The organism is Kitasatospora xanthocidica, assembly GCF_014656195.1.
GTDB lineage: Bacteria > Actinomycetota > Actinomycetes > Streptomycetales > Streptomycetaceae > Kitasatospora > Kitasatospora xanthocidica.
Genome location: NZ_BNBY01000006.1, coordinates 295,297 through 320,749, shown reverse-complemented (window position 1 = coordinate 320,749; position 25,453 = coordinate 295,297). Strand labels below are relative to the sequence as shown.

At 73.9% G+C, this 25,453-nt stretch carries 18 protein-coding genes; 3 read left to right on the top strand and 15 right to left on the bottom strand.

The window, feature by feature from the left end; translation table 11 throughout:
• Window positions 1–19 precede the first annotated feature (19 nt).
• The 7 genes from IE332_RS42220 to IE332_RS13855 all read right to left on the bottom strand — a co-directional run bounded on the left by IE332_RS42220 (window position 20) and on the right by IE332_RS13855 (window position 12,790).
• The gene (locus IE332_RS42220; protein ID WP_189916103.1) at window positions 20–1,054 is read right to left on the bottom strand and encodes a Rieske 2Fe-2S domain-containing protein; all 1,035 of its coding nucleotides are present in this window, start codon (window positions 1,052–1,054) and stop codon (window positions 20–22) included.
• Between the two features lie 224 nt (window positions 1,055–1,278).
• Window positions 1,279–2,874, bottom strand: a complete 1,596-nt coding sequence (guaA, locus tag IE332_RS13880) for a glutamine-hydrolyzing GMP synthase (protein WP_189916102.1) — start codon at window positions 2,872–2,874, stop codon at window positions 1,279–1,281.
• A gap of 1,006 nt (window positions 2,875–3,880) precedes the next feature.
• On the bottom strand, window positions 3,881–5,566 hold the full coding sequence (locus tag IE332_RS13875) for a proline-rich domain-containing protein (RefSeq protein ID WP_189916101.1): 1,686 nt from the start codon (window positions 5,564–5,566) through the stop codon (window positions 3,881–3,883).
• Window positions 5,567–5,959: 393 nt separating this feature from the next.
• A complete protein-coding gene (locus tag IE332_RS13870; protein ID WP_189916100.1) occupies window positions 5,960–7,750 on the bottom strand; it encodes a GMC family oxidoreductase in 1,791 nt (596 codons plus the stop codon).
• A 163-nt stretch (window positions 7,751–7,913) separates the two neighbouring features.
• Window positions 7,914–9,545, bottom strand: coding sequence for a succinic semialdehyde dehydrogenase (locus tag IE332_RS13865; RefSeq protein ID WP_189916099.1), 1,632 nt, complete (start codon window positions 9,543–9,545; stop codon window positions 7,914–7,916).
• Between the two features lie 102 nt (window positions 9,546–9,647).
• Window positions 9,648–11,471 carry a serine/threonine-protein kinase gene (locus tag IE332_RS13860; protein WP_189916098.1) on the bottom strand — a complete coding sequence of 608 codons (1,824 nt, stop codon included), beginning with the start codon at window positions 11,469–11,471 and terminating at the stop codon, window positions 9,648–9,650.
• A 161-nt stretch (window positions 11,472–11,632) separates the two neighbouring features.
• Window positions 11,633–12,790, bottom strand: a complete 1,158-nt coding sequence (locus IE332_RS13855) for a protein kinase family protein (RefSeq protein ID WP_189916097.1) — start codon at window positions 12,788–12,790, stop codon at window positions 11,633–11,635.
• A 57-nt stretch (window positions 12,791–12,847) separates the two neighbouring features.
• On the opposite strand from IE332_RS13855, the gene IE332_RS13850 reads away from it, so the two are divergent.
• A complete protein-coding gene (locus IE332_RS13850) occupies window positions 12,848–13,396 on the top strand; it encodes an SHOCT domain-containing protein (RefSeq protein WP_189916096.1) in 549 nt (182 codons plus the stop codon).
• A 25-nt stretch (window positions 13,397–13,421) separates the two neighbouring features.
• Here IE332_RS13850 and IE332_RS13845 read toward each other — a convergent pair whose 3' ends face one another.
• Window positions 13,422–15,434, bottom strand: a complete 2,013-nt coding sequence (locus IE332_RS13845; protein WP_189916095.1) for a serine/threonine-protein kinase — start codon at window positions 15,432–15,434, stop codon at window positions 13,422–13,424.
• Window positions 15,435–15,686: 252 nt separating this feature from the next.
• Here IE332_RS13845 and IE332_RS13840 point away from each other — a divergent pair, with 252 nt between their 5' ends.
• Window positions 15,687–16,250 carry a hypothetical protein gene (locus tag IE332_RS13840; RefSeq protein WP_189916094.1) on the top strand — a complete coding sequence of 188 codons (564 nt, stop codon included), beginning with the start codon at window positions 15,687–15,689 and terminating at the stop codon, window positions 16,248–16,250.
• A gap of 82 nt (window positions 16,251–16,332) precedes the next feature.
• On the opposite strand, the gene IE332_RS13835 is transcribed toward IE332_RS13840, so the two are convergent.
• The 4 genes from IE332_RS13835 to IE332_RS13820 form a co-directional block, all read right to left on the bottom strand.
• Window positions 16,333–17,460 (bottom strand): GuaB3 family IMP dehydrogenase-related protein, encoded by a 1,128-nt coding sequence (locus tag IE332_RS13835; protein WP_189916093.1) that lies wholly within the window; start codon window positions 17,458–17,460, stop codon window positions 16,333–16,335.
• Between the two features lie 148 nt (window positions 17,461–17,608).
• Window positions 17,609–19,111 carry an IMP dehydrogenase gene (guaB, locus tag IE332_RS13830; RefSeq protein WP_189916092.1) on the bottom strand — a complete coding sequence of 501 codons (1,503 nt, stop codon included), beginning with the start codon at window positions 19,109–19,111 and terminating at the stop codon, window positions 17,609–17,611.
• Window positions 19,112–19,398: 287 nt separating this feature from the next.
• Window positions 19,399–20,109: an RNA polymerase sigma factor ShbA gene (gene shbA / locus IE332_RS13825; protein ID WP_189916091.1), complete on the bottom strand. Its 711-nt coding sequence runs from the start codon at window positions 20,107–20,109 to the stop codon at window positions 19,399–19,401.
• Between the two features lie 332 nt (window positions 20,110–20,441).
• A complete protein-coding gene (locus tag IE332_RS13820) occupies window positions 20,442–21,053 on the bottom strand; it encodes a response regulator transcription factor (RefSeq protein WP_014136228.1) in 612 nt (203 codons plus the stop codon).
• A 563-nt stretch (window positions 21,054–21,616) separates the two neighbouring features.
• On the opposite strand from IE332_RS13820, the gene IE332_RS13815 reads away from it, so the two are divergent.
• On the top strand, window positions 21,617–21,943 hold the full coding sequence (locus IE332_RS13815; protein ID WP_189916090.1) for a WhiB family transcriptional regulator: 327 nt from the start codon (window positions 21,617–21,619) through the stop codon (window positions 21,941–21,943).
• Between the two features lie 84 nt (window positions 21,944–22,027).
• On the opposite strand, the gene IE332_RS13810 is transcribed toward IE332_RS13815, so the two are convergent.
• From IE332_RS13810 to groES, 3 genes are all read right to left on the bottom strand, one after another.
• Window positions 22,028–23,026: a LysR family transcriptional regulator gene (locus IE332_RS13810; protein WP_189916089.1), complete on the bottom strand. Its 999-nt coding sequence runs from the start codon at window positions 23,024–23,026 to the stop codon at window positions 22,028–22,030.
• A gap of 178 nt (window positions 23,027–23,204) precedes the next feature.
• The gene (groL, locus tag IE332_RS13805) at window positions 23,205–24,833 is read right to left on the bottom strand and encodes a chaperonin GroEL (RefSeq protein ID WP_189916088.1); all 1,629 of its coding nucleotides are present in this window, start codon (window positions 24,831–24,833) and stop codon (window positions 23,205–23,207) included.
• 117 nt (window positions 24,834–24,950) lie between these two features.
• The gene (groES, locus tag IE332_RS13800; protein WP_014136232.1) at window positions 24,951–25,256 is read right to left on the bottom strand and encodes a co-chaperone GroES; all 306 of its coding nucleotides are present in this window, start codon (window positions 25,254–25,256) and stop codon (window positions 24,951–24,953) included.
• Window positions 25,257–25,453: the final 197 nt, after the last annotated feature.

The following is a 25,453-nucleotide window of genomic DNA, read 5'->3' as shown; positions in this document are numbered from 1 at the left end:
GAGCCGGGGCGGTCGGGCCTCAGCCCTGCTGCGGGCCCAGGGTCAGCTTGTCGCCGTCCTTGGTGACGGCGTACTTCGGCAGCGGCTTGACCGCAGGACCGTTCACCACCGCGCCGGTGGCGGCGTCGAAGCGGGAGCCGTGGCAGGGGCAGTACAGCTGGCCGTTCTTCGGGGCGTCCACGGCGCAGCCGGAGTGGGTGCACACCGAGGAGAGGCCGCAGTACTGGCCGGCCTTGGGCTGCACGATGTAGACGGCGTCGCCGGTGGCCGGGTCCTTGACCTGCGCGGAGCCGCCGACCGGCACGCTCGCGGCGGCCACCGTCGGGGCCGGTGCCTGGGCGTTGGCGACCGGGGGGTTGGAGACCGGGGCCGCCGACTGCCTGGGCACGGCCGACCGGTCCCGGCCGAAGGTGCGGGTCAGCGAGCCGCTGAGCAGCCCGGCGCCGCCGATCGCGACGGCCGCGATCCCGCCGTCCACCAGCGCCCGGCGCTTGACGTGGTCCTCGCCCAGCCCGCGCGCCCGGTCCCGGTCGGCCCGGCGGGCGAGGTAGCCGTCCACCGAGAGGTACGGGGTGCCGGCCAGCAGCAGCGGGGTCCAGGCCATCAGGTAGCCGAGGTCGTTGCCGAGGTAGTACGGCGAGACGCTCCAGCTGACGGTCAGCCAGAGACTGAGGTTGAGGAGCGCGCCGCCGAGCGCCGCGACCCGGCCCCAGAGGCCGAGCAGGGTGCCGAGGCCGACCGCCAGCTCGCCGAAGGCGATGGCCAGCGCGAACAGGGTCGGGTGGTCGAGGGCGGGGCCGAGCAGGAAGGAGATCGGGCTGCCGCCGGACTTGGCCGCCTGGGTCTGCGAGACGAAGGAGGCCGGGTCGCCCGCCCCGGCCAGGAAGTGCGCGTCGGAGAGCTTGTCGAGCGCGGCGTACACGAACGTGACGCCGAGGAAGAGCCGCAGCGGGAGCAGCGCGTACTTCGACGCGAGCGCCCTTCGCTGCGCCGCCCGGTCGGCCCGGCCGGTCGCTCCCCCGCCGGCCGGCACCGCGTTGCTGGCCTCCGACATCCCGTACACCTTCCCTCTCGCCTGCCACTCCCTGACAGGTCCGGTCCGCATTCTGCCCGGTCCTGCCAGCTTTCGGTGGGAGGTCCCACCCGGAGGGCGGCTCCCGCACCGCGAACGGTCGCGCCGCCGCTCCCTCCAGTACGGGAACGACGGCGCGACCGTTCAGGCCCTGGGGCGCGCCCGGCGGGATCCGCCGGACCGGCCCTGACGGCCGGGGGGAGTGATCACTCCCACTCGATGGTGCCCGGCGGCTTGCTGGTGACGTCGACGACGACGCGGTTGACGTCGCGGACCTCGTTGGTGATCCGGGTGGAGATCCGGGCCAGCACGTCGTACGGCAGGCGCGACCAGTCGGCGGTCATGGCGTCCTCGGAGGAGACCGGGCGCAGCACGATCGGGTGACCGTAGGTGCGGCCGTCGCCCTGCACGCCCACGCTGCGCACGTCGGCGAGCAGCACGACCGGGCACTGCCAGATCTCGCGGTCCAGACCGGCCGCGGTCAGCTCCTCGCGGGCGATCGCGTCGGCGTCGCGGAGCAGGTCCAGACGCTCCTTGGTGACCTCGCCGACGATCCGGATACCCAGGCCGGGGCCCGGGAACGGCTGGCGCTGGACGATCTCCTCCGGCAGGCCCAGCTCCTGGCCGACCATCCGGACCTCGTCCTTGAACAGCTTGCGCAGCGGCTCGACCAGCTGGAACTGGAGGTCCTCGGGCAGGCCGCCGACGTTGTGGTGGGACTTGATGTTGGCGGTGCCGGTGCCGCCGCCGGACTCCACCACGTCCGGGTACAGGGTGCCCTGGACCAGGAAGTCGACCGACTCGCCGTGCTCGCCGGCCTCGGCGATGATCTCGGCCTGGGCCTGCTCGAAGACCCGGATGAACTCCCGGCCGATGATCTTGCGCTTCTCCTCGGGGTCGGTGACCCCCTTCAGCGCGTCCAGGAAGCGGTCGGCGGCGTCGACGACCTTCAGCTGCACGCCGGTGGCGGCCACGAAGTCCTTCTCGACCTGCTCGGTCTCGCCCTTGCGCATCAGGCCGTGGTCGACGTAGACGCAGGTCAGACGGTCACCGATGGCCTTGTTGACCAGGGCGGCCGCGACCGCGGAGTCCACGCCGCCGGACAGGCCGCAGATCGCGCGCTTGGTGCCGACCTGCTCGCGGATCAGGGCGATCTGCTCCTCGACCACGCTGCCGGTGGTCCAGGTGGGGGCGATGCCGGCGCCGCGGTAGAGGAAGTGCTCCAGGATCTGCTGGCCGTGGTCGGAGTGCAGCACCTCGGGGTGGTACTGGACGCCGTACAGCCGGGCCTCGTCGTTCTCGAAGGCCGCGACCGGGACCACGTCGGTGGACGCGGTGACGGTGAAGCCCTCCGGCGCGGCGGAGCAGGCGTCGCCGTGCGACATCCAGACCGAGTGCTTCGCCGGGACGCCCTCGAACAGGGTCGAGCCGGTCCGGGAGACGGTCAGCGGGGTGCGGCCGTACTCGCGGGAACCGGTGTTGTCCACGGTGCCGCCGAGGGTCACGGCCATCAGCTGGAAGCCGTAGCACATGCCGAAGACCGGGACACCGGCCTCGAAGATCGCGCGGTCGATCTGCGGCGCGCCCTCTTCGTAGACCGACGACGGGCCGCCGGAGAGGATGATCGCCTTGGGGTTCTTGGCGAGCATCTCGGCGACCGGCATGCTGCTCGGCACGATCTCGCTGTAGACCCGTGCCTCACGCACCCGACGGGCGATGAGCTGGGCGTACTGGGCACCGAAGTCGACCACCAGGACGGGGTCGTTGTCCGGCGCGGACTGGACGGGAATTGCAGAGGACACAGACGGCCTTCCGGCAGCGGTATCGGGGTGTCACGCGGAGCCGCCTCCCCCTGCGGGGCTGCGGTGGCGACGGGCGTGGGGTGTCTGGACACCGATTCTACCGGGCTGTCCGGTTTCACTCGTCTGCCCGTCCAAAGGACCGTGACCGCGCGGGCCCGCGGTTCGTTGCTTCACACGACCGCACGGCCCCGCCGCGTCCGCCAGACGCGCCGACCGACCCCCGCGGGGGCACCGCCGTACGGCTGCAGGACCACGCGTGGAGCTTCACCCCAGTCCACCGGCGCATGTGGCGCCGCCCGCCCGGAACACCGGGAGCGCGGCTCCGTGGGACCGTGCGCGGGTGCCGAGGCCGGTCAGCAGGGGACAGCGAACCCGGCCGCGACTGGGCCGCGAGGTGGGACGGCCGGAGTCCGGGGACGCCCGGGACCGGCCGTCGCACCCCCGGCCCGATCCGGGTCACCCCCGGCGTACGCCCCCGTCCGGCTCGCGCCGCTACGCGCGTCCCCGTGCGCCGAGACCCCGCAGACCACTACGCACCGTGATCATCGACACCCGTGCCGACGGCAAATGGACCGGGTCGAACTGCGCCGAATCGGTTGCAGAGCGAGCCCTCCGTCCAGGACGATGCTCGGTGTAGGCGGTTCTCCCGGCGACCTGACGGCTCACCGAGGGGTCCGCCGACGATGGCTCCGCGGCCGCCGCCCAGGGAGGTGGCAGCGGTTTTCACTTCACGCTCCGTAAGCGAGCGACCGGCGCGGACCCGCGTGACGGCCGCCGCCCCAGGAGCGTGCGCGCCCCGCACCACCGTGCGCGCCCCGGCACCACCGGCCACCCGCGCCGGAGCGGCGGGGGCGCGACCCGAAGCCAACCGACACGACGGCGCTCCTCCCCCGGCGCCGTCACCCCAGCACCGGCGCGGCCCTGACGCCGAGTGCTGAGCGACAAAGGGCCCCGTTCCCCCGCGGGGCCCTTTGCCCTGTCCGGACCTCTCCGCCCTCCGGCGGCGCTACGGGTGCTCGCGCCAGACGCTCGGGTCGACCGGCGCCTCGGCCCGCGGCGGCGGCAGGTCGGCGGGCAGCGGCGTCCCGGCGGCCGGCGTGGCCGGCGCCTCGTGCGAGGCCAGCACCTCGCTCACCCCCGAGCCCGGCACGGGCGGCTCCTCCCCCGGCCCGTCCCGCATCTCGTCCCGCTCGTCCCGCTTCTCCAGCGACGGCCCGCCGGACACCGGAGCGCCCTGCGGCAGCACGCCCGGGACCGGCACGCCGTGCGGCGGCGTCGGACCGTACGGCACCTCCGGCGGCACCGGCGCGTACGGGTACGCGGCGGCGCCGGCGCCCTGGGGCGCGCCGTACGGCACACCGCCCTGCCCGGCCCCGGCGTACCCGGCGCCCGTTCCCCCGACCCGGGCGGCCGCCAGCAGCGGCGGCACCAGCAGGGCGCCGACCACCGCCCAGACCGCGTTGGCCGCCAGGACGGTGAGGAAGGTCAGCCCGACCGAGTTCTCCTGGGACACCTCCAGGTCGGAGGCACCTCTCCAGCCCGCCGTGGACGAGGTCCGGGTCATCATCGCCCCGGCCACCGTCATCAGCAGGGTGAGCACCCCGGTGTGCACCACCGCCAGGCGGAGCCGGTCGGCCGCGTCCAGCCGGCGCCGGTACGCCGTCCAGCCGAGCAGGCCGGCCGCGACGAGCGCCAGCAGCCCCACCCAGCGCCAGTCGGCGCCCACCTGGTCGTGCAGGTCGAAGAAGGAGAACTCCACGTCCTCACTGCGGTCGCCCCAGGAGGAATCGGCGCCGGTCAGGCCGCTGTGGGCCTGGACGGTCGCGCCCGAGCCGAAGCCGAGCAGGGAGAGGCCGAGGTTCGGCAGGAAGGCCAGCGACAGCCCGATCTGCCCGCCGCTGGTGCTGTTCGCCGCGACCAGCACGAAGGCCGTCGCCGCGGACAGGCCCACCGACACCGCCAGCACCTGGCCCGCGGTCAGCGCGGCCACCGCCCAGCCACGCACCGACCGGCTGCGCCAGGCGGCCCAGCGCAGCGCGTCGGTGCCGTGGACGAGGAAGGCGAGCAGGCCGGCCAGCAGCACCGTCCAGCCGACCGCCTCCAGCCAGCCGGCGCCCGCGGTGAGCGCCGGCCGGGCCAGGTCCCGGCCGGCGCTGCCGGTGTAGTCGGGGTAGCCGTAGTCGTCCCGCGGCCGCCAGGTCGTGCCGCCGACCGCCCAGAGCACCGTGGTCACCCCGGCCAGCACCAGCGCGGTGCGCAGCGCCTCGCCGGCCGCCTGGCCCCGGGTCAGCTGGCCCTCCACCGCCTTGCGCCGGCGCAGCCCGGCCCGCAGGCCGGACCAGAGCGCCAGGCACCACAGCACGGTGACGGTCATCGGCGCCACCCGGAGGACGATGTCCATCCGTTCGGCGCTGCCCCGGCTGAGCGGGCTCTGGTACCCGACCTTGAACGGCGCGCCGAGCGCGTTCAGCGCCATCGACAGGGTCGCGCCGAAGCGGTCCCCGAAGTCGGGCGAGCGGAACCGGTACTCGTACTGGTAGTCGCTCGGGAGGGCCGCGATCAGCGCTGCCAGCAGCAGCACGAGGGTCGGCGCGACGGCCGCCCGGAGCGCCGGCCGCCAGTCGGCCCCGGTCAGCAGGCGGTGGACGGGCGGCGGCTGGGTGTACGGCTGCCCGGCGCCCCAGCTGCCCACGGTCGGCGGGGCGGGCAGCGCCCCGCCCGGGCCGGGCGGCGGAGGCGGGTACCCGGGCGGGCCCGCGGGCGGCGCGGCGGGCGGCGCGACGGGCGGTCCGGCCGGAGGCGCGACGGGCAGTCCGGCCGGAGGCGCCGGTGGGGGTGCGGGAGGAGGTGCGGGCGGTCCGGACGGAGGCGCGGGCGGTGCGAGCGGCCGCCCGCAGGAGCCGCAGGCCGCCACCCCCTCCGCCGAAGTCGCGCCGCAGGATGCGCAGTTGGTCATGGACCGGTCCCCCCGCTCGACGAGTCCCTGGGCCGCCCCAGGGAGCCCGTTTATCCCATCGGTCTCGAACGGATGTCAACCGGGAACCCCGGCAGGCGGGTTGGCCCCCGGGACCGGCTCCGACCGGCCTCAGTCCCGCTTCTTCGGGACCTCCGGGACGGGCAGCAGCGGCAGCCGCAGCGCACCGAACGCGCCCTCCGGCACGGCCGGCCGCACCGGCGCCACCGGGGTGACCCGCCGGTACCGCTCGTCCTGTGCCGGGCGCCGGTCCGCCTCGCCCTTGTTCGGCCACATCGACATGGCGCGCTCGGCCTGCGCGGTGATGGTGAGCGAGGGGTTGACGCCGAGGTTGGCGGAGACGGCCGCGCCGTCCACCACGCTGATCCCCGGGTAGCCGTACAGCCGGTGGTACGGGTCGACCACGCCGGTCTCGGGGGCGTCGCCGATCGGACAGCCGCCGAGGAAGTGCGCGGTCATCGGGATGTCGAAGATCTCGCCGACGGTGCTGCCCGCGAAGCCGTTGATCTCGTCGGCCAGCGCCTGGGCGCCCTGCTCGGCGGCCGGGATCCAGGTCGGGTTGGGGGCGCCGTGGCCCTGGCTGGAGGTGAGCCGGTCCTTGCCGAGCGGGCCCTTCTTCAGCGAGACGGTGATCGAGTTGTCCAGCGACTGCATCACCAGGCCGATGATCGTCTTCTCGGACCAGCCGCGCTGGTTCATCGAGCGGGCGAAGGTCACCGGGTGGAGCACCGAGTTGCCCAGGTAGCGCAGCCAGCGCGGGCCCCGCCCACCGCCCTTGACCTGGGCGATCGACAGCGCGCCCATCGCGTTGGAGCCCTTGCCGTAGCGGACCGGCTCGATGTGGGTGTTGGCGTCCGGGTGGATCGAGGAGGTGATCGCGACGCCCTTGGTGAAGTCCGCCTTGGTGCCGTAGCGCCGGTCGGTGGTCTGGGCGCCCACCAGGGCCTCGGAGTTGGTGCGGGTGAGCTCGCCGAGCCGGGCCGAGATCCGGGGCAGGTGGCCGTCCGCGCGCATCCGGTGCAGCAGCGACTGGGTGCCGTAGGTGCCGGCCGCGACGACGACCCGGGCGGCGGTGACGGTCCGCGCGCCCGCCTTCACCCGGTCGGTCTTCGACCGCGCGTCGGTGCGGCGCACGTCCACCGCGTAGCCCTCGCCCTGCTCCCGGATCCGGGCCACCGTGGTGAGCGGGTGGATCTCCGCGCCGCCCCGCTCGGCCAGGTACAGGTAGTTCTCGGTGAGCATGTTCTTTGCGCCGTGCCGGCAGCCGGTCATGCACTCGCCGCACTCCACACAGGCCTTGCGGGCCGGGCCCGCGCCGCCGAAGTACGGGTCGGCGACCTCGTCGCCCGGCGCCGCCTTGGCCGTCCCGTCGGTGTCCTTGCCGTCGCCGAAGAACACCCCGACCGGCGCCATGTGGAAGGTGTCGCCGACGCCCATCTTCTCGGCGGCCGCCTTGAGGTGCACATCGGAGGGGGTGACGGTCGGGTTGAGCCGGACCCCGAGCATCCGCTGCGCCTGGTCGTAGAACGGCGCCAACTCCTCCTGCCAGTCGGTGATGTGGCGCCACTGGCGGTCCTCGAAGAAGGCCTTCGGCGGCACGTAGAGGGTGTTGGCGTAGTTGAGCGAACCGCCGCCGACCCCGGCGCCGGCCAGGATCAGCACATTGGCCAGCAGGTGGATCCGCTGGATGCCGTACAGCCCGAGCTGCGGCGCCCACAGGTAGTTCGGCAGGTCCCAGGAGTTCCTGGGCAGTTCGTCCCGGTCGAAGCGCCGCCCGGCCTCCAGGACGGCGACCCGGTAGCCCTTCTCGGTCAGCCGCAGCGCCGCGACCGAACCGCCGAAGCCGGACCCGACCACGACCACGTCGTAGTCGAACTCCGCCGCACCGCCGGACTCCACCATCTGCCACTGCTCCTTCGCCGGGATGAAACTGCCTGGGAGAACCGCGGGATCGGGCCCCCGCGCTGCCGGGAGCCCGCGATACCCGCCGGGCCACGCGACACCGCCGGGCCACGCGACACCGCCGGGCCACGCGATACCGCCTGGGTCCGGTCGCCGCCGGGGCCTACTTGAAGCGCAGCGCCTTGAGCGCGCGCAGCCCGCCGGTCATCACGGCGGCGAACTGCTTGTCGTCCAGGCCGAACGACGGCGCGATCGGCATCAGCCGCTGGGTCGCGATGGTCTGCGCCTCGGTGAAGCGCAGGATGCCCTCGGCGCCGTGCCGGCGGCCCAGCCCGGAGTCGCCCATGCCGCCCATCGGCGAGGCGACCGAACCGTACGCGGCCGCGTAGGCCTCGTTGACGTTGACCGTCCCGGTGCGCAGCCGGGCCGCGACCGCCCGCCCGCGCCGGGGGTTCCTGGTCCAGACGCTGGAGTTCAGGCCGTACGGCGTGGAGTTGGCGGCGGCCACCGCCTCCTCCTCGGTGTCGAAGCGGTAGACGGAGACGACCGGGCCGAAGGTCTCCTCGGCGCAGACCGCCATGTCGGGGGTGACGCCGTCGAGGACGGTCGGCTCGAAGAAGAACGGGCCGAGGTCCGGCCGGGCGCGGCCGCCGGCCACCACGGTGGCGCCGGCCTTGACGGCCTCCTCCACGTGCCGGGTCGTGGTCTCCAGCTGGCGGACGGAGACCAGCGAGCCCATGTCCGCGCCGTACGCGAGGCCGCCGCCCAGGCGCAGCGCCCGGGTGCGGGCGGCGAAGCGCTCCAGGAACTCGTCGGCCACCGAGCGGTGCACCAGCAGCCGCTCGATCGAGATGCACAGCTGCCCGGCTGAGGAGAAGCAGGCCCGTACGGCGCCCGCGGCGGCGGCGTCCAGGTCGGCGTCGGAGAGCACCAGCATGGCGTTCTTGCCGCCGAGTTCGAGCGAGGCGCCGACCAGCCGGGCGGCGGCGCGCTGGGCGACGTCGCGGCCGGTGCGGGTGGAGCCGGTGAACGAGACGTAGTCGGCGTGCTCCACCACGGCGGGGCCGATCACCGGCCCGTCGCCGATCACGACCTGCCACAGGTCGGCCGGCAGCCCGGCCTCGACCAGCAGCTCACGCGCCCACAGGGCGGTCAGCGCGGTCTGGGTGTCGGGCTTGTTGACCACCGCGTTGCCGGCCACGAAGGCGGGCAGGGCGTCGCCGACGGACAGCTCCAGCGGGTAGTTCCACGGCGAGATGTGGCCGATCACGCCCTTGGGGCGGCGGGCCTCGACCGCGTGGGTGAGCACCGGCAGCGCGCCGCCGCGCCGCTTGTCCTTGAGGTACCCGGGCGCGGACCGCCCGTAGTGCCGGGCGGCCATGGCGACGGCCAGCACCTCCTCGAAGGCGTGCAGCCGGGCCTTGCCGGTCTCCGCCTGGATCAGGTCCAGCACCTCGTCCTGCCGCTTGAGCAGCAGGTCGTGGAAGCGCAGCAGGACGGCGGCCCGCCGGCGGACCGGCAGCGCGGCCCAGGCGGACTGGGCGCGGCGGGCCAGCTGGAAGGCGACCTCGACGTCGGCGGGGGTGGACTGCGGCAGGCTGGCCAGCCGCTCGCCGGTCAGCGGGGCGACGGTCTCCACCAGGTCGGGCTCGCCGGTGGCGGTGACGCCGGCGGCCAGCCGGGCGACCAGGGACGGCGGGACGGCCGCCGCGACGGTGCGGCCGCCGCCGGGGGCCGCCGGGTTGCCGGCGCCGGGGTGTTCGGTGGCCACTGCATCTGCTGTGAGGTCCGACATACGGCGCAGCCTAGGCCTTCGGCGGCCGGTCCGGTACCCGTCGGTAACAAGAATCTGCCGCAGTCGGGCGAAAGCGGGCGCGCCGCCCGCGCGCCCTCGTCGTCAGCGGGTCGGCGTGAAGTAGTGGAGCACCGCGTTGAAGCGCTGTTCGGCCTCGTTCCACTCGTTGCCCCGCTCCGGACTGGACGAGTAGATCGCGTAGCTGGTGCCGTCGTCGTCGATGAACTCGGCCTCGATCGCCCGGCGCCGTCCGCCGCCCTGGGCCGCGTAACTGAACTCCCAGACGGCCGCCTCGTGGCCGTTCACCGCGACGCTGGTCAGCTTGTGCTGCTTGTAGTCCTTCAGCGACTTGGAGACGGAGCCCTCCATCTGCCGCATGTGGTCCAGCGGCTTGACCGACTGCCCCACGGTGACGGCGAACTGCAGGTAGTGCGCCTTGTTGTCGGGGCTGTAGTAGATCTGGTTGTCGGACGTGGCGCTGCGCTGCCAGGCCGGGGTGCCCGAGGGCAGCGGGAAGCGGAAGCCGGCCGGGTCGTCGACCCAGTGGTAGCCGCTGGGCGCCGCCGGGGCGCTGGCGCCGTTGCCGGGCTCCGGTGCGGACGACTCGACCGGTGCGGTCGGCGACGGGCCGTCCGGGCCCTCCCCGCCCACCAGGAACCGGGTGGTGAGGAAGGTCCCCGCGGCCGCCAGCAGTCCGACGGCCAGCGCGACGGCGACGATCTTGGCGGTGCTGCGGCGCTTGGCCGGTCCGCGCGCGGGCGTGCTGGAGTGCGCCACCGGCGTGACCGGCCCGGTGTGCGCCTGTGCGGCGGCCGACCCGCCCCTGGAGGTCTCCTGAACGGCCGCGACGGCAGGCACGACGGGGACCACCGGAACGACGGGAACGACGGGAACGACGGGGACGGCCGGAGTGGCCGCAGCGGCCTGCGCCTCGGTCGGCCCCTCGGAGCCCTCGAAGCCCTCAGCCCCTTCGGCCCCCTCGCCCGGCACCGGCCCGACCACCAGGGCGCCCTCGCTACGGTCCACCACCGGCACCGACTGGGTGGGCGCGCGCAGCGGCGCGACCGCCTTGAAGCCCATCGTGTGCCCGGCCTGCACCTCGGCCAGCATCCGGGCCGCCTCGTCCGCGGTCGGCCGGTCGGCCGGGTCCTTGGCCATCAGCGCGGCCAGCACCGGCCCCAGCGGCCCGGCCCGGCGCGACTCCGGCAGCGGCTCGTCGACCACCGCCGCCAGCGTGGTGATCGGCGAGTCCCGGCGGAACGGCGACTGGCCCTCGACGGCGGCGTACAGCGTCGCCCCGAGGCCCCACAGGTCGGAGGCCGGCCCGGGCCGCTCGCCCTGGGCGCGCTCCGGCGCCAGGTAGTCCGGCGAGCCGACCAGGTCGCCCGGCCGGGTCAGCTCGGTCGAGCCCTCGTACTTGGCGATGCCGAAGTCCAGCAGCACCACCCGCCCGGTGCCGCGCTCCAGCAGCACGTTGGCGGGCTTCACGTCCCGGTGCAGCACGCCCAGCTGGTGGCCGCGGTGCAGCGCGGCGAGCACCTGGCTGCCGACCTCGGCGGCGGCGCGCGGCTGCAGGGTGCCGTCCTGGCTGATCACGTCGGCCAGCGAGCGGCCGTCGACCAGCTCCATGACGATCCACGGCCGGCCGTCCTGCTCCAGCACGTCGTGCACGGTGATCACGCCCGGGTGCTTGATCCGCGCGGCCGCGCTGGCCTCGCGCTTCATCCGGGTGTGCAGGATCTGCAGGTCCTCCTCGGGCAGGTGGTTGACGGTCAGCTCCTTGACCGCGACCTCGCGGTCGAGCATCCGGTCCCAGGCCCGCCAGACGGTGCCCATGCCGCCACGGCCGAGCCGCTCACCGAGCTCGTACCGCCCGGCCAGCAGCCGCTCCGCCTCGGCCGCATCCGGCCCGTCCTGCACACCCATCTGCGACCGCTCCCCCACACGTTCCGCCTGCCGTCACCGCGACGGAGGTCCTGGTGCAGACCACTGTTCGAACAAATCCCACGCACACATTAGGCGTACCCCGCCGCCCCCGGTAATCTCGCCCACCCCCCGGACCGGCCACCCCGGATCCGGGCGGGCCGTCAGCCCGCGAACAACACCACCGCCGCTATTCCCAGCGCCAGCAGGACAAAGACCCCGCCCACCAGCAACGGGCCCAGGAGGGCCGGGGGTATCCGCGGCGGTTTCGCCGCGCCCCCGAGCCCGTTACCGCTGCCCTTACCGGCACCCTTACCGACGCCCTTACCGGCACCCTTACCGGCCCCGGCATTCCCGGAATCCGCGCCCTTTCCGCCGCGCCGACCGCCCCGGCGCGGCCGCAGCGGCACCAGCGGCGCCTCCGGCTTCAGGGTCACCGCCCGCGCCACCCGCTCCTCGTCCACCGGCTCCGGCGCGCCGGCCAGCAGCTCCGCCAGCTCCCGGCCCACCGCCTCCGCGGTCGGCCGCAGCACCGGGTCCGGCTGCAGCAGCCGCTCGACCAGCGGCCCCAGCGGCCCGCAGACCGCCGAGTGCTCGCGCCGCCCGTCCCGTACGGCCGTCACCAGCTCCGGCACACCGCCCTCCGGGTACGGCGAGCGGCCGGCGACCAGCCGGTGCAGCAGCACCCCGAGCGCCCAGCAGTCGCCCGCCGGGCCGCCGTCCAGCGGCCAGCGTTCCGCCACCGGGCCGACCATGGTGGCCCGCACGTCGTACCGCCGCCGCCCACCGGGCCCGCCGAGCTCCTCGGCCAGCGCCTCCTCCGCCACCCCGGCGAGCAGCCCGCCGAGCATCGCGGCGCCGTCCTCGCAGACCAGCACCGAGCCGGCGGCCACGTTGCCGTGGCTGAGCCCGGCCGCGTGCAGCGTCCGCAGCGCGGCGGCCAGGTCGGCCGCCAGCTCGGCCGCCCGGTACGGCGGCAGCGGCCCGGCGGTGAGGAGTTCGGCCGCCGTCAGCCCGGGCGGCCGCTCCTCCACCGTCCACAGCAGATCGTGCTCGACGAAGGCGCCGACCCCGCGCAGCAGCCGGGGGTGCGCGGCCGGGGCGGCCGAACCGACCGCCGCCACCCTCCGCACCAGCCGGTCCGCCTGGGCGGGCACCGCGTCCTCCGGGTCCTGACCCGCGGTCAGCAGCGCGGGCAGTTCCAGGGCGCGCAGCAGGACCGATTCACCGGTCCGCTCGTCCACCGCGTGGGCACGCAGGAGTTCGGGACGGTCCGTCAGCCGGTACCGTCCCGCCAGCACTTGCCCGGGGCCGCCTCGCATGCCAGTTCCTCTCGCTCACCGAGCAGCCTACTGAGCGGCTCCTTTACGCTCGGTCCCATGGAATGGACCGATCTGATCGACACCGCCTTCAGGGTGGCGGGAAACAACAACCAAGCCAACCGGGCGGAGGCCGTCCGTACGGTCGAGGCCTCCGTGATCGACGGCGAGAAGCCGGTCGCCTCCACCGCCGGGCGCCATCCCGACCACTTCCGCAAGGGGGTGCTCGTCCTGACCACCCACCGGCTGCTCTTCCTGAAGGACGGGAAGCCGCCGATACCGGTTCCGCTCACCGCCGTCACCGACGCCACGGTGGCCCGCACCAAGCTCAATGGTGACGTGCTGACGGTCGTCGCGCTGACCGGCGCGCACCGCTTCGAGGACGTGGTCAAGGCCGACGTCTTCGCCGAGCAGGTACGGGAGTCGGCCCGGCTCGCCCGCACCGCCCCCGCCGCCGCCCTGGAGAAGCCCGCCGCACCGGCCGCCGCCGGCCCGCTCGTCGACGGCGAGCAGCTCATCGGCCAGCTGGAGCGGCTGGTCGCCCTGCACGCTACCGGTGCGCTCACCGAGGACGAGTTCAGCCGCGCCAAACAGCGTCTGATCGGCTGAGCCCACCGCCCACCCGCCCGCCGCGCTACGGCGCGGGCTGGAAACTGTTGAAGACGACGTCCCGGACCGGGGCCTGCGCCGCCCACTCCGCGTCCGGGACGATCCAGTAGATCGAGTAGCCGTACTTGGCCGGGGTCCCGGTCACGAAACCGCGGTTGAGGGAGTGCGTCTTGGGCGTGCCGTTGGTCCACTCCCAGTCCGCCGCGTTGGTCCACTGCCGGTAGCTGATCGCCGACAGGTTCAGCCGCTGGTAGTTGGTCACCTGGCCGCGCACGTTGGGCTCGGACTCCTGCCAGTCGGCCACGGCGCTCTCGCCCGGCGAGGTCGTCCACTCGATCCGCAGCTGGCTGCCGCTGGCGTTCTTGAAGATCCGCCGGTTGGCGTCCGACCCGGAGGGCTGCAGCCAGTCCGGCAGGACGACCGAGAAACCGCTCGGGTCCTTGTACTCGTGGTACCCGGCCGGCACCGCGCCGCCCGGCGCGGGCTGCGCCGGCGTCTGGGCGGGGGCCGGGGGCTGCACGGGCGCCGCGGGCGTGGTGGCGGCGGGCTGCGCGGGGGCCGGAGCGGCGGGCGTGCCGGTCTCGGCGCCCGGCGTCCCGGTGGCCGTCGCGGCGGGCGCGGGGGCGGGCTCCGTGGCCGGGGCCGGGGCCGGGGCGCTCTGGCTCGGCGTGGTGTCCGTGGTCGCCACGACCGGCGCGGTGGCGCCCGAGCCGTGGGTGGAACCGCCCTTCGCGTCGGAGTCCCCGCCGACGGCCTGGATCACCGCGACCACGCCGGCGATCAGCAGCAGCACCACGACCACGGTCGCGATGGCCAGCCGCCGCCGGCCGGTGCGCGGGTCGGCCCCGGCGGCCTGGGTCGCCCCCAGCGTCCACTCGCTGGTGACCGGCCTGATCGGCTCGGGCGACGGCTCCACCGCCTGCGCCGCCGGTGCCGCGGGCTCCGCCACGGCCTCCGCGGGCGGCACCTCGTCGCGGGCGCGGCTGCCCACCCGGACCGTCCCCAGCAGCCCGCCCACCGTCCGCTTGCGGCCGCCCTCGGGCTTCTCCGGCGACGGCGACGGCGTCGACTCCGGCGCCGTCGCCGGCTCGGCCTTCGACTCGCTCTTCGGTTCGGCCTGCGGTTCGCCCTTCGTCTTCGACTCGGCCGCGCCGACCGCCGCCTCCACCGACATCGCGTGCTCGGTGGTCGACTCGGCCTTCACGGTCGCCTCCGCGACCACCCGCTTGAGCATCGACCGGGTCTGCGAGGCGTCCAGCCGCTCGGCCGGGTCCTTCGCCAGCAGCCCCTCGATCACCGGCCCCAGCGACCCGGCGTTCACCGGCGTGGCCAGGTCCTCGGTCATCACCGCGGTCAGGGTGGCCAGCGCCGAGCCGCGGTCGTACGGCGGCCGGCCCTCGACCATCGCGTACAGCGTGCCGCCCAGCGACCACAGGTCGGCCGGCGGCCCGGGCTTCTGCCCGCGGGCCCGCTCCGGGGATATGTACGAGGGCGCGCCGACCAGCATGCCGGTGGAGGTGACGGACGCGTCGCCCTCCACGCTCGCGATGCCGAAGTCGGTCAGCACGACCCGGCCGTCCTCGCCGATCAGCACGTTGGACGGCTTGACGTCCCGGTGCAGGATGCCCAGCGCGTGCGCGGCGCTCAGCACGCCCAGCACGTCGAGCGCGATCTCGGCGGCCCGGGCGGGCGCGAGCGGCCCGTCCTCGCGGATGACGTCGGCCAGCGAGCGGGACTCGACCAGCTCCATGACGATCCACGGCCGGTCGTCCTCGTCGACCACGTCGAAGACGGTGACGGCGGAGCTGTGCCGGATCCGGGCGGTCGCCTTGGCCTCGCGCAGCGTCCGGACGATCAGCCGGTGCTTCTCCTCCTCCTCGACGCTGGCGTTCATCCGCAGTTCCTTGACCGCGACGGTCCGGCCCAGCATCTCGTCCTCGGCCCGCCAGACGGTGCCCATCCCGCCGCGTCCGAGCACGCCGTTCAGGCGGTAGCGGCCGGCGAGGAGGCGGCCGGTGGAACCCTGCGCCTGGGTCATTCGGAACGTTCCCCCATGTGCTGCTGGCGGTCGTGGTGACGGCGCGTCGGACCGGCCGGGCCCGAACGCCCAAGCCTCCATCATCCCCTGTCCCGGGGCCCCTCGACCACCCGCCCCCCGTCCCAACCTGGGACGAACCGGAACCGGGGCGGCGCTCCGTGCCCGATCTGTGATCGAAAACTCGCCAAGATCCGCCCGAAGGACTGCTACCGTTCGGCAGCTCATCGTCTTTTCCGGGGGGATTCGACGCCCATGTCCGCACCCGCACCGGGCACTGACGGCCCATCCGCCCGGCCGCACACCGCCCAGCACTACTCGCTCGCACCCGCCCCGGCCTCCCCCGAGGGCTACGTCGCGCCCGGCATGCCCGGCGCCCCGGTCACCGGCTACGAGCCCGTCGAGCCCGCGCCCCGGACCGCCCCCCGCCGCCGCACCGCCCTCGCCGTCGCCCTCGCCGCCCTCGCCGTGCTGGTCGGCGGCCTGGCCTACGGCTGCGCCCCGCTGCGGGCCGCCGACAGCCTCGGCTGGCTGGCCATCGCCCCGGCCGGCCTGGTCGCCCTCCCGCTCGGACGCCTCGGTGGCCGGAACCGGCTGCTCCCGCCCCTCGGCGCCCTCCTCGCGGCCGGCGCGCTCCTCCTCGGCCAGCTGACCGAACACCTCCGCCGGGTGCACGCCGACGGCCCCGGCCCCCGCGGCCTCCTGCACGACACCCTGGCCACCTGGCGCGCCGACCTCCGCCCCCTCGACGCCGCCTTCTACGCCATCGCCGTCATCGGCGGCTTCCTCCTCACCCGCCGCGCCGCCGACCGCGGTTGACCCCTCCCGGACGACACCGCCCGCCCCCGGACAGCCCGAAGGCCCCCGCCGTACCCGGCGGGGGCCTTCCTCAGCACGCGGCTCAGCGGTGGTCGAGCGCCGGGTTGACGGTCACCTCGACCCGCTGGAACTCCTTGAGCTCGGTGTAGCCCGTGGTGGCCATCGCACGGCGCAGCGCACCGAAGAGGTTCATGGTGCCGTCCGGGGTGTGCGACGGACCGGTCAGGATCTCCTCGGTGGTGCCGACGGTGCCGAGGTCCACCCGCTTGCCGCGCGGCAGCTCCTCGTGGACGGCCTCCATGCCCCAGTGGAAGCCCTTGCCCGGGGCGTCGGTGGCACGGGCCAGCGCGGCACCGATCATCACCGCGTCGGCGCCGCAGGCGACGGCCTTCGGGATGTCGCCGCTGTAGCCGACGCCGCCGTCCGCGATCACGTGCACGTAGCGGCCGCCGGACTCGTCCATGTAGTCACGGCGGGCGGCCGCGACGTCGGCGACGGCGGTGGCCATCGGCACCTGGATGCCGAGCACGGTGCGGGTGGTGTGGGCGGCGCCGCCGCCGAAGCCGACGAGCACGCCGGCCGCGCCGGTCCGCATCAGGTGCAGGGCCGCGGTGTACGTGGCGCAGCCGCCGACGATCACCGGGACGTCCAGCTCGTAGATGAACTGCTTGAGGTTGAGCGGCTCGGCGGCGCCGGAGACGTGCTCGGCCGAGACCGTGGTGCCGCGGATGACGAAGACGTCGACGCCGGCGTCCACGACGGCCTTGGAGAACTCGGCGGTGCGCTGCGGCGAGAGCGCGGCGGCGGTGACCACGCCGGAGTCGCGGACCTCCTGGATGCGCTGCTTGATCAGCTCGGCCCGGATCGGCGCGGCGTAGATCTCCTGCAGCCGGCGGGTGGCCAGGGAGGCGTCGGTGATCGAGGCGATCTCGTCGAGCAGCGGCTGCGGGTCCTCGTAGCGGGTCCAGAGGCCTTCGAGGTTCAGCACGCCCAGGCCGCCGAGGCGGCCGATGGCGATGGCCTGCTGCGGCGAGACCACGCTGTCCATCGGGGCGGCCAGGAACGGCAGCTCGAAGCGGTAGGCGTCGATCTGCCAGGCGATCGAGACCTCCTTCGGGTCCCGGGTACGGCGGCTGGGGACGACGGCGATGTCGTCGAATGCGTATGCCCGGCGGCCGCGCTTGCCTCGCCCGATCTCGATCTCAGTCACTTCGAGCCCTTCTGCTGTATTGCCCATGCCGACCGGGTCACCCCGGCCGCACCCCAGTATCCCGTACCGGGGGCAGGGCCGCCCCGACGGCCCGGCCCCCGGACACGCGGAAGGGCCCGCCGGAGCGGGCCCTTCCGTGTTCAGCGCGTCAGCGGGTCGAGTAGTTCGGCGCCTCGACGGTCATCTGGATGTCGTGCGGGTGGCTCTCCTTGAGGCCCGCCGAGGTGATCCGGACGAAGCGGCCCTTGCTCTCCATCTCGGCGATGGTGCCGGCGCCGACGTAGCCCATGGTCTGGCGCAGACCGCCGACCAGCTGGTGCAGCACGGCCGACAGCGGGCCGCGGTACTGCACCTGGCCCTCGATGCCCTCGGGGACGAGCTTGTCGTCCGAGGCCACCTCGGCCTGGAAGTAGCGGTCCTTGGAGTAGGAGCGGCCCTGGCCGCGGGACTGCATGGCGCCCAGCGAGCCCATGCCGCGGTAGGACTTGAACTGCTTGCCGTTGATGAACAGCAGCTCGCCCGGGGACTCCTCGCAGCCGGCCAGCAGCGAGCCGAGCATCACGGTGTCGGCGCCGGCGGCCAGCGCCTTGCCGATGTCGCCGGAGTACTGCAGGCCGCCGTCGCCGATGACCGGCACGCCGGCCGCCTGGCAGGCCTGGGCGGCCTCGTAGATGGCGGTGATCTGCGGGACGCCGATGCCGGCGACCACGCGGGTGGTGCAGATGGAGCCGGGGCCGACGCCGACCTTGACGCCGTCCACGCCGGCGTCGATCAGCGCCTGGGCGCCGTCGCGGGTGGCGACGTTGCCGCCGACCACGTCGACGCCGACGGCCGACTTGATCTTGGCGATCCAGGCCAGCGCGTTGTGGCTGTGGCCGTGCGAGGTGTCCACCACCAGGAAGTCCACGCCGGCCTCGACCAGGGCCTGGGCCCGGTCGAACGCCTCGGCGCTGGCGCCGACGGCGGCGCCGACCAGCAGCCGGCCCTCGGCGTCCTTGGCGGCGTTCGGGTACTGCTCGGCCTTGACGAAGTCCTTGACGGTGATCAGGCCCTTGATCCGGCCCTCGTCGTCGACCAGCGGCAGCTTCTCGATCTTGTGGCGGCGCAGCAGCGCCATCGCGTCGACGCCGGAGATGCCGACCTTGCCGGTGATCAGCGGCATCGGGGTCATGATCTCGCGGACCTGGCGGCTGCGGTCCGACTCGAAGGCCATGTCACGGTTGGTGACGATGCCGAGCAGCTTGCCGGCCTCGTCGGCGATCGGCACGCCGGAGATGCGGAACTTGGCGCACAGGGCGTCGGCCTCGGCGAGCGTGGTGTCGGGGCCGACCGTGATCGGGTCGGTGACCATGCCGGACTCGGAGCGCTTCACCAGGTCGACCTGGTTGGCCTGGTCCTCGACCGACAGGTTGCGGTGCAGCACGCCGACGCCGCCCTGGCGCGCCATCGCGATGGCCATCCGCGACTCGGTGACCTTGTCCATCGCCGCGGAGAGCAGCGGGATGTTGACGCGCACGTTCCGGGAGACCCGCGAGGAGGTGTCGACCCCGTTCGGCAGCACCTCGGAGGCCCCGGGCAGCAGCAGGACGTCATCGAACGTGAGCCCGAGCATGGCGAACTTCTCGGGTACGCCTGCGGCGTTGTAAGACATTTGGGGGGTACCTTCCGTGGCCGGCCTTATCCGCTCACGCCCTGAGGGTGGGGGCGCTGTCATCGCTCACTCGCGCAGACCGCCGAAGCCGGGTGCAATGGGAGGATCCTCCAAGGGGACCCCGCGCGCACCCGTGAAACTTTGGCTACCCGCCCAGGCGCCGATACCCCATGGTACTGGCACCGCGAATGTGTCCTCGTGTGCCCTTGACAACACCCCCGCCCCGCCGCTCATTCCGCGGCGTCGGCCGGCCCCGCGGACGGCGGGGGCGGGGAAAGGGGACCAGGTCAGGAGGACTCTTCCGCGAGCGCCCGCAGCCGGCTGAGCGCCCGGTGCTGGGCCACCCGGACGGCCCCCGGCGACATCCCGAGCACCTCGCCGGTCTCCTCCGCCGACAGTCCGGCGGCGACCCGCAGCAGCACCAGCTCGCGCTGACGGGCCGGCAGGTTGGACAGCAGCTCCTTGGCCCAGGCCGCGTCGCTGCTCAGCAGCGCCTGCTCCTCCGGGCCGAGCGCCTCGTCCGGCACCTCCGGCAGGTCGTCCTGCGGGACGACGGTCGAGCCGGGCCCGCGCATCGCGGCCCGCTGCAGATCGGCGATCTTGTGCGCGGCGATGCCGTACACGAAGGCCTCGAACGGCCGCCCCTGGTCCTTGTACCTGGGCAGCGCGCAGAGCACCGCGACGCAGACCTCCTGGGCGACGTCGTCCACGTGGTGCCGGGCCCCGCCGGGCAGCCGGACCAGCTTGGCGCGGCAGTAGCGCTGCGCCAGCGGGTGGACGTAGGCGAGCAGGGCGTCGATGGCCGGCCCTTCGCCGCGCACCGCGGCCGCGACCAGCTCGCCCACCAGCGGCGAGCCGCCCGAACCGAGCACCGGCGGGCGGACCGGACCGGTCTCCGCCGCGCCCGATCCGGCGTACGACGGGTCGTGACCCGGACCGGAGGGCTCGGCCTCCACCGGGTCCACCTGGCCGGCCGCGCCGGCGACGTCGTCGCGCATCGGTCCATGGTGCCTGGTCGAGCGGGAAAACGCGGCACCGCGTCCGGAGTTGTGCACCGGAACGTTATGCGCTGGCGCACCGTGGGGCGTGCCGCGCACCACCGGCCCCTCCTGCACCGTGCCGCCTCCCGCCCCGCCGTCGGTGGTCCCGTCCGTCTCGCCGTCCGCCGAGTGTCCTGCGGCTGCGTGGTTCGCCGCAGTGCCTGTCCGCTGGTCCCCGAGGTGCTCCACTCCTCCATGGTGCAACCTCGGGACCGTAACGTCACACACCCGTGCGGCACCCGCACCGACGATCACCGGCGGCGCGCCGCACCCGGCGGCGCCGGCGGTGGTCAGCGGACCAGGCCCCAGCGGAAACCCAGCGCCACCGCGTGCGCCCGGTCGGAGGCCCCGAGCTTCTTGAACAGCCGCCGGGCGTGGGTCTTGACGGTGTCCTCGGACAGGAACAGCTCGCGCCCGATCTCGGCGTTGCTGCGGCCGTGGCTCATCCCCTCCAGCACCTGGATCTCACGCGCCGTCAACGTCGGCGCGGCGCCCATGTCGGGGCTGCGCAGCCGGCGCGGGGCGAGCCGCCAGGTCGGGTCGGCGAGGGCCTGGGTGACGGTGGCCCGCAGCTCGGCGCGCGAGGCGTCCTTGTGCAGGTACCCGCGGGCGCCCGCGGCCACCGCGAGCGCGACCCCGTCGAGGTCCTCGGCGACGGTGAGCATGATGATCCGCGCGCCCGGGTCGGCGGACAGCAGCCGCCGGACCGTCTCGACCCCGCCGAGGCCGGGCATCCGGACGTCCATCAGAACGAGATCGGAGCGGTCGGCCACCCAGCGGCGGAGGACCTCCTCCCCGTTCGTCGCGGTGGTGACCCGGTCCACACCGGGTACGGTCGCGACCGCGCGGCGAAGCGCCTCGCGGGCGAGCGGGGAATCGTCGCAAACGAGAACGGAAGTCATGACCGTCGTCCTCCGCAGCTGATCCGCGTCACGTTGAGCCTCCTGGCTGGTACGAACCTCTACGACACGGCCGATCGGCGACAGACTCCGTGCTGATCGCCCCGACTTGCCCGCGATCGTTCCCGATGTCCGGCGCCCGCTAACCGCCTCCGCACTTCCAACGACCGTCACTCGAATGAGTTACGGCCTTCAGGGCCATCTCCACCACTGTACGTGGCCAACCCATTACCGATCAGCCGCATCGCGGTGCACACGCCGCACTTTTCCGCAGCTCGCGCGCGGTGGGCGCGCGACCCGCACACCGTTTCGGCGCGTCGTGCGCCCCGTCGGCCACCCGATTGCCACGCCCGCGCCCGCCGAAGACCCTTGCCCACTTTGCCCGTTTTTATAGCTTTCGTATGGTCATTGACTGTTGTGCCAGTGTGTGGGTGACTTGTCCATGGAGTTGCCTTAAGTCATATTTCCAGGTGTCCACACCAGTGCATAGAAGCCCCGCCGTGCCGCTCGGCAGCAGCCCGCCGAACGCCCGGCCGACGGCCGACAGCCTCTGAAGGGAATGAGCCATGGCAGATTTCTCCCGCCTCCCCGGTCCCAACGCGGACCTCTGGGACTGGCAGCTCTCCGCAGCCTGCCGTGGCGTGGACAGCTCGCTCTTCTTCCACCCCGAGGGCGAGCGCGGAGCCGCGCGCAGTTCGCGCGAGGCCAGCGCCAAGGAGGTCTGCATGCGCTGCCCCGTCATCGCCGAGTGCGCGGCGCACGCGCTGGCGGTCCGCGAGCCGTACGGCGTCTGGGGCGGGATGACCGAGGACGAGCGCGAGGAGATGCTGGGCCGCTCGCGGCACCGGCTGGTGGAGGTCCCGCTGACCCCGCCGGCGATCGCGCGGCACTGACCCGCCTCCTCGGCGCGCCGTGAAGAAACGTTTCCTCACGGCGTCGCGGCCTGGGCGCCGCGGGCACGGGCCCCGCAGGCACCGTCAGCGGGCGGCGGCCGCCCCCGCCAGCCGCTCCAGCATCAGGGCCACGGCCGGCACCTCGGCCAGGTCCGACAGGGTCAGCGCGACCACCTGGCGCACCGCCGGCGCCCCGGAGGCCGTCCGCACCGGCACCGTCGACACACCGTCAGGGCGCACCGACTGCAGCGCCAGCCGGGGCAGCACGGCCACCCCCAGCCCGGCCGCGACCAGGCCGACCACCGCCGGGTAGTCGTCCGTCGCGAAGTCGATCCGGGGCTCGAAGCCGGCCCCGGCGCACAGCTCCACCAGGTGCCCCCGGCACTGCGGACAGCCGGCGATCCACTGCTCCCCCGCCAGCTCGGCCAGCCCCACCGGGCCGCCCCGCCCGGCCAGCGGGTGGGCGGCGGGCAGCACGCCCACCAGCGGGTCGTCCAGCAGCGGGGTGACCACCAGATCGGACCAGTCGGTCCCGGCGGTCAGCTGCTGGGCCTCCAGGTTGGCCTCGGCCCGCGCCTCGCGCGGCGTGCCGTGCGCCGGGGCCGGCAGCGCGGCGGCGCCGTCGGACTGCGGGTAGCGGAAGGCCAGCGCGATCTCGCACTCGCCGCCGCGCAGCATCGCCAGCGACTCCGGCGGCTCCGCCTCGACCAGCGACACGCGCACCCCCGGATGGCCGTCCCGCAGCCGGGCGACCGCGGGCGGCACCAGGGTGGAACTCGCGGTCGGGAAGGAGACCAGCCGCACCCGTCCGGCCCGCAGCCCGGCGATCGCGGCCACCTCCTCCTCGGCGGCGGAGAGCCCCGCCAGGATCCCGGTGGCATGCTTGAGCAGCACCCGCCCGGCCTCGCTGAGCTGCATCCCGCGGCCCGAACGGACCACCAGCGGGGTGTCCACGGACTTCTCCAGGGCCTTCATCTGCTGGCTGATGGCGGGCTGGGTGCACCCCAGCTCGCGGGCGGCGGCGGAGAAGGAGCCGGTGCGGGCGACGGCACGCAGGACGCGCAGGTGGCGGGCCTCGATCATGCCTTAGTTATAAGGCAATCTTTGCGTTCTGCAAAATTCTACTGATAGTTGAAGCCCTGACGACCGCGGAGGCCCCCGCCCCGAGCCGCGTCACGGGCGAGCGGGCGAATGACAGCCGGAGGCCCGGCCCGCTGCCCCTCGCGGGGCGCGGACCGGGCCTCCGGTCACTGATCAGGCGTCAGTGGGAGTGGCCGTGGCCACCGTGGGAGTGACCGCTGTCGGCCTCCTCCTCCTTCTTCTCCACCACGAGGGTCTCGGTGGTGAGCAGCAGGGAGGCGATCGAGGCGGCGTTCTCCAGGGCGGAACGGGTGACCTTGACCGGGTCGATGACGCCGGCCTTCAGCAGGTCGCCGTACTCGCCGGTGGCCGCGTTGTAGCCGTGACCGGCCTCCAGCTCGGCGACCTTGTGGGTGATGACGTAGCCCTCGAGGCCGGCGTTCTGGGCGATCCAGCGCAGCGGCTCGTGCAGCGCCTTGCGGACGACCGCGACACCGGTCGCCTCGTCACCCGACAGGCCCAGGCCACCGTCCAGCACCTTGGCGGCGTGGACCAGGGAGGCGCCACCACCGGCGACGATGCCCTCCTCGACCGCGGCGCGGGTCGCCGAGATGGCGTCCTCCAGGCGGTGCTTGCGCTCCTTCAGCTCCACCTCGGTGGCGGCGCCGACCTTGATGACGCAGACGCCGCCGGCCAGCTTGGCCAGGCGCTCCTGCAGCTTCTCGCGGTCCCAGTCGGAGTCGGTCGCGGCGATCTCGCCCTTGATCTGGGCGACGCGGCCGGCCACGGCCTCGGCGTCACCGGCACCGTCGACGACGGTGGTCTCGTCCTTGGTGATGGTCACGCGGCGGGCGGTGCCCAGCACGTCCAGGCCGACCTGGTCGAGCTTGAGGCCGACCTCCTCGGAGATGACCGTGCCGCCGGTCAGGGTGGCCAGGTCGCCGAGGATCGCCTTGCGGCGGTCGCCGAAGCCCGGGGCCTTGACGGCGACGGCGTTGAAGGTGCCGCGGATCTTGTTCACGACCAGGGTCGACAGCGCCTCGCCGTCGACGTCCTCGGCGATGATCAGCAGCGGCTTCGAGGCACCGCCCTGCAGGATCTTCTCCAGCAGCGGCAGCAGCTCCTGGATGGAGGAGATCTTGCCCTGGTTGATCAGGATGTACGGGTCCTCCAAGACCGCCTCCTGCCGCTCCGCGTCGGTGACGAAGTACGGCGACAGGTAGCCCTTGTCGAACTGCATGCCCTCGGTGAAGTCCAGCTCCACGCCGAAGGTGTTCGACTCCTCGACGGTGATGACACCGTCCTTGCCGACCTTGTCGATCGCCTCGGCGATCAGCTCGCCGACCTGGGTGTCCTGCGCGGAGAGGGACGCGACGGCGGCGACGTCGTCCTTGCCCTCGATCTCGCGGGCCACGGACAACAGGTGCTCGGAGACGGCGGCGACGGCCTTGTCGATGCCCTTCTTCAGGGCGGCCGGGCCGGCACCGGCGGCGACGTTGCGCAGACCCTCGTTGACCAGGGCCTGGGCCAGCACGGTGGCGGTGGTGGTGCCGTCGCCCGCGACGTCGTTGGTCTTGGTGGCGACCTCCTTGACGAGCTGCGCGCCAAGGTTCTCGTACGGGTCGTCCAGCTCGACCTCACGGGCGATGGTGACACCGTCGTTGGTGATGGTCGGGGCGCCGAACTTCTTGTCGATGACGACGTTGCGGCCCTTGGGGCCGATGGTCACCTTGACGGTGTCGGCCAGCTTGTTGACACCGCGCTCCAGCGAGCGGCGGGCGTCCTCGTCGAACTGCAGGATCTTCGCCATGTTCCCTATTCCCTCGGGGCTGCGACCGGGCCACCGGCCGCCGAACTACGTGAACCAACAACCACGCCCCGGGCCCCTGTCACTTGGGACACGGATCCGGGGCGGGTCAGGAACGACTTACTTCTCGATGATCGCGAGAACGTCGCGAGCGGAGAGCACCAGGTACTCCTCGCCCTGGTACTTCACCTCGGTGCCGCCGTACTTCGAGTACAGGACGATGTCACCCACGGCGACGTCGAGCGGCAGACGCTGGCCGTCCTCGAAGCGGCCCGGGCCGACGGCCAGGACGACGCCCTCCTGGGGCTTCTCCTTGGCGGTGTCCGGGATAACCAGGCCGGAGGCCGTGGTGGTCTCGGCGTCGAGCGGCTGGACCACGATGCGGTCCTCGAGCGGCTTGATGGCAACCTTGCTGCTGGTGGTCACGTCCGAGCTCCCCTTCGGAGATTACGGGGTTTTCTAACGGGTAGGGCGAGCCTGCGAGCCTGCCGTCGCGGGGGTCAGACACGCGTCTTCGCGTTAGCACTCCCCCGGTGGGGAGTGCCAAGGACGACCATAGGCCCGTGTTAGCACTCAGTCAACCAGAGTGCCAACGGCGCGCCCGGGAGATCCCGGATCACGGA

Coding starts and splice junctions, on each gene's coding strand:
- IE332_RS13815 (WP_189916090.1), top strand. CDS start 21,617: ATGGCAGATTTCTCCCGCCTCCCCGGTCCCAACGCGGACCTCTGGGAC.
- IE332_RS13820 (WP_014136228.1), bottom strand. CDS start 21,053: ATGACTTCCGTTCTCGTTTGCGACGATTCCCCGCTCGCCCGCGAGGCG.
- IE332_RS13810 (WP_189916089.1), bottom strand. CDS start 23,026: ATGATCGAGGCCCGCCACCTGCGCGTCCTGCGTGCCGTCGCCCGCACC.
- IE332_RS13870 (WP_189916100.1), bottom strand. CDS start 7,750: ATGGTGGAGTCCGGCGGTGCGGCGGAGTTCGACTACGACGTGGTCGTG.
- IE332_RS13840 (WP_189916094.1), top strand. CDS start 15,687: ATGTCCGCACCCGCACCGGGCACTGACGGCCCATCCGCCCGGCCGCAC.
- IE332_RS42220 (WP_189916103.1), bottom strand. CDS start 1,054: ATGTCGGAGGCCAGCAACGCGGTGCCGGCCGGCGGGGGAGCGACCGGC.
- guaB (WP_189916092.1), bottom strand. CDS start 19,111: ATGTCTTACAACGCCGCAGGCGTACCCGAGAAGTTCGCCATGCTCGGG.
- IE332_RS13860 (WP_189916098.1), bottom strand. CDS start 11,471: ATGGGTGTGCAGGACGGGCCGGATGCGGCCGAGGCGGAGCGGCTGCTG.
- IE332_RS13865 (WP_189916099.1), bottom strand. CDS start 9,545: ATGTCGGACCTCACAGCAGATGCAGTGGCCACCGAACACCCCGGCGCC.
- IE332_RS13845 (WP_189916095.1), bottom strand. CDS start 15,434: ATGACCCAGGCGCAGGGTTCCACCGGCCGCCTCCTCGCCGGCCGCTAC.
- shbA (WP_189916091.1), bottom strand. CDS start 20,109: ATGCGCGACGACGTCGCCGGCGCGGCCGGCCAGGTGGACCCGGTGGAG.
- groL (WP_189916088.1), bottom strand. CDS start 24,833: ATGGCGAAGATCCTGCAGTTCGACGAGGACGCCCGCCGCTCGCTGGAG.
- IE332_RS13850 (WP_189916096.1), top strand. CDS start 12,848: ATGGAATGGACCGATCTGATCGACACCGCCTTCAGGGTGGCGGGAAAC.
- IE332_RS13855 (WP_189916097.1), bottom strand. CDS start 12,790: ATGCGAGGCGGCCCCGGGCAAGTGCTGGCGGGACGGTACCGGCTGACG.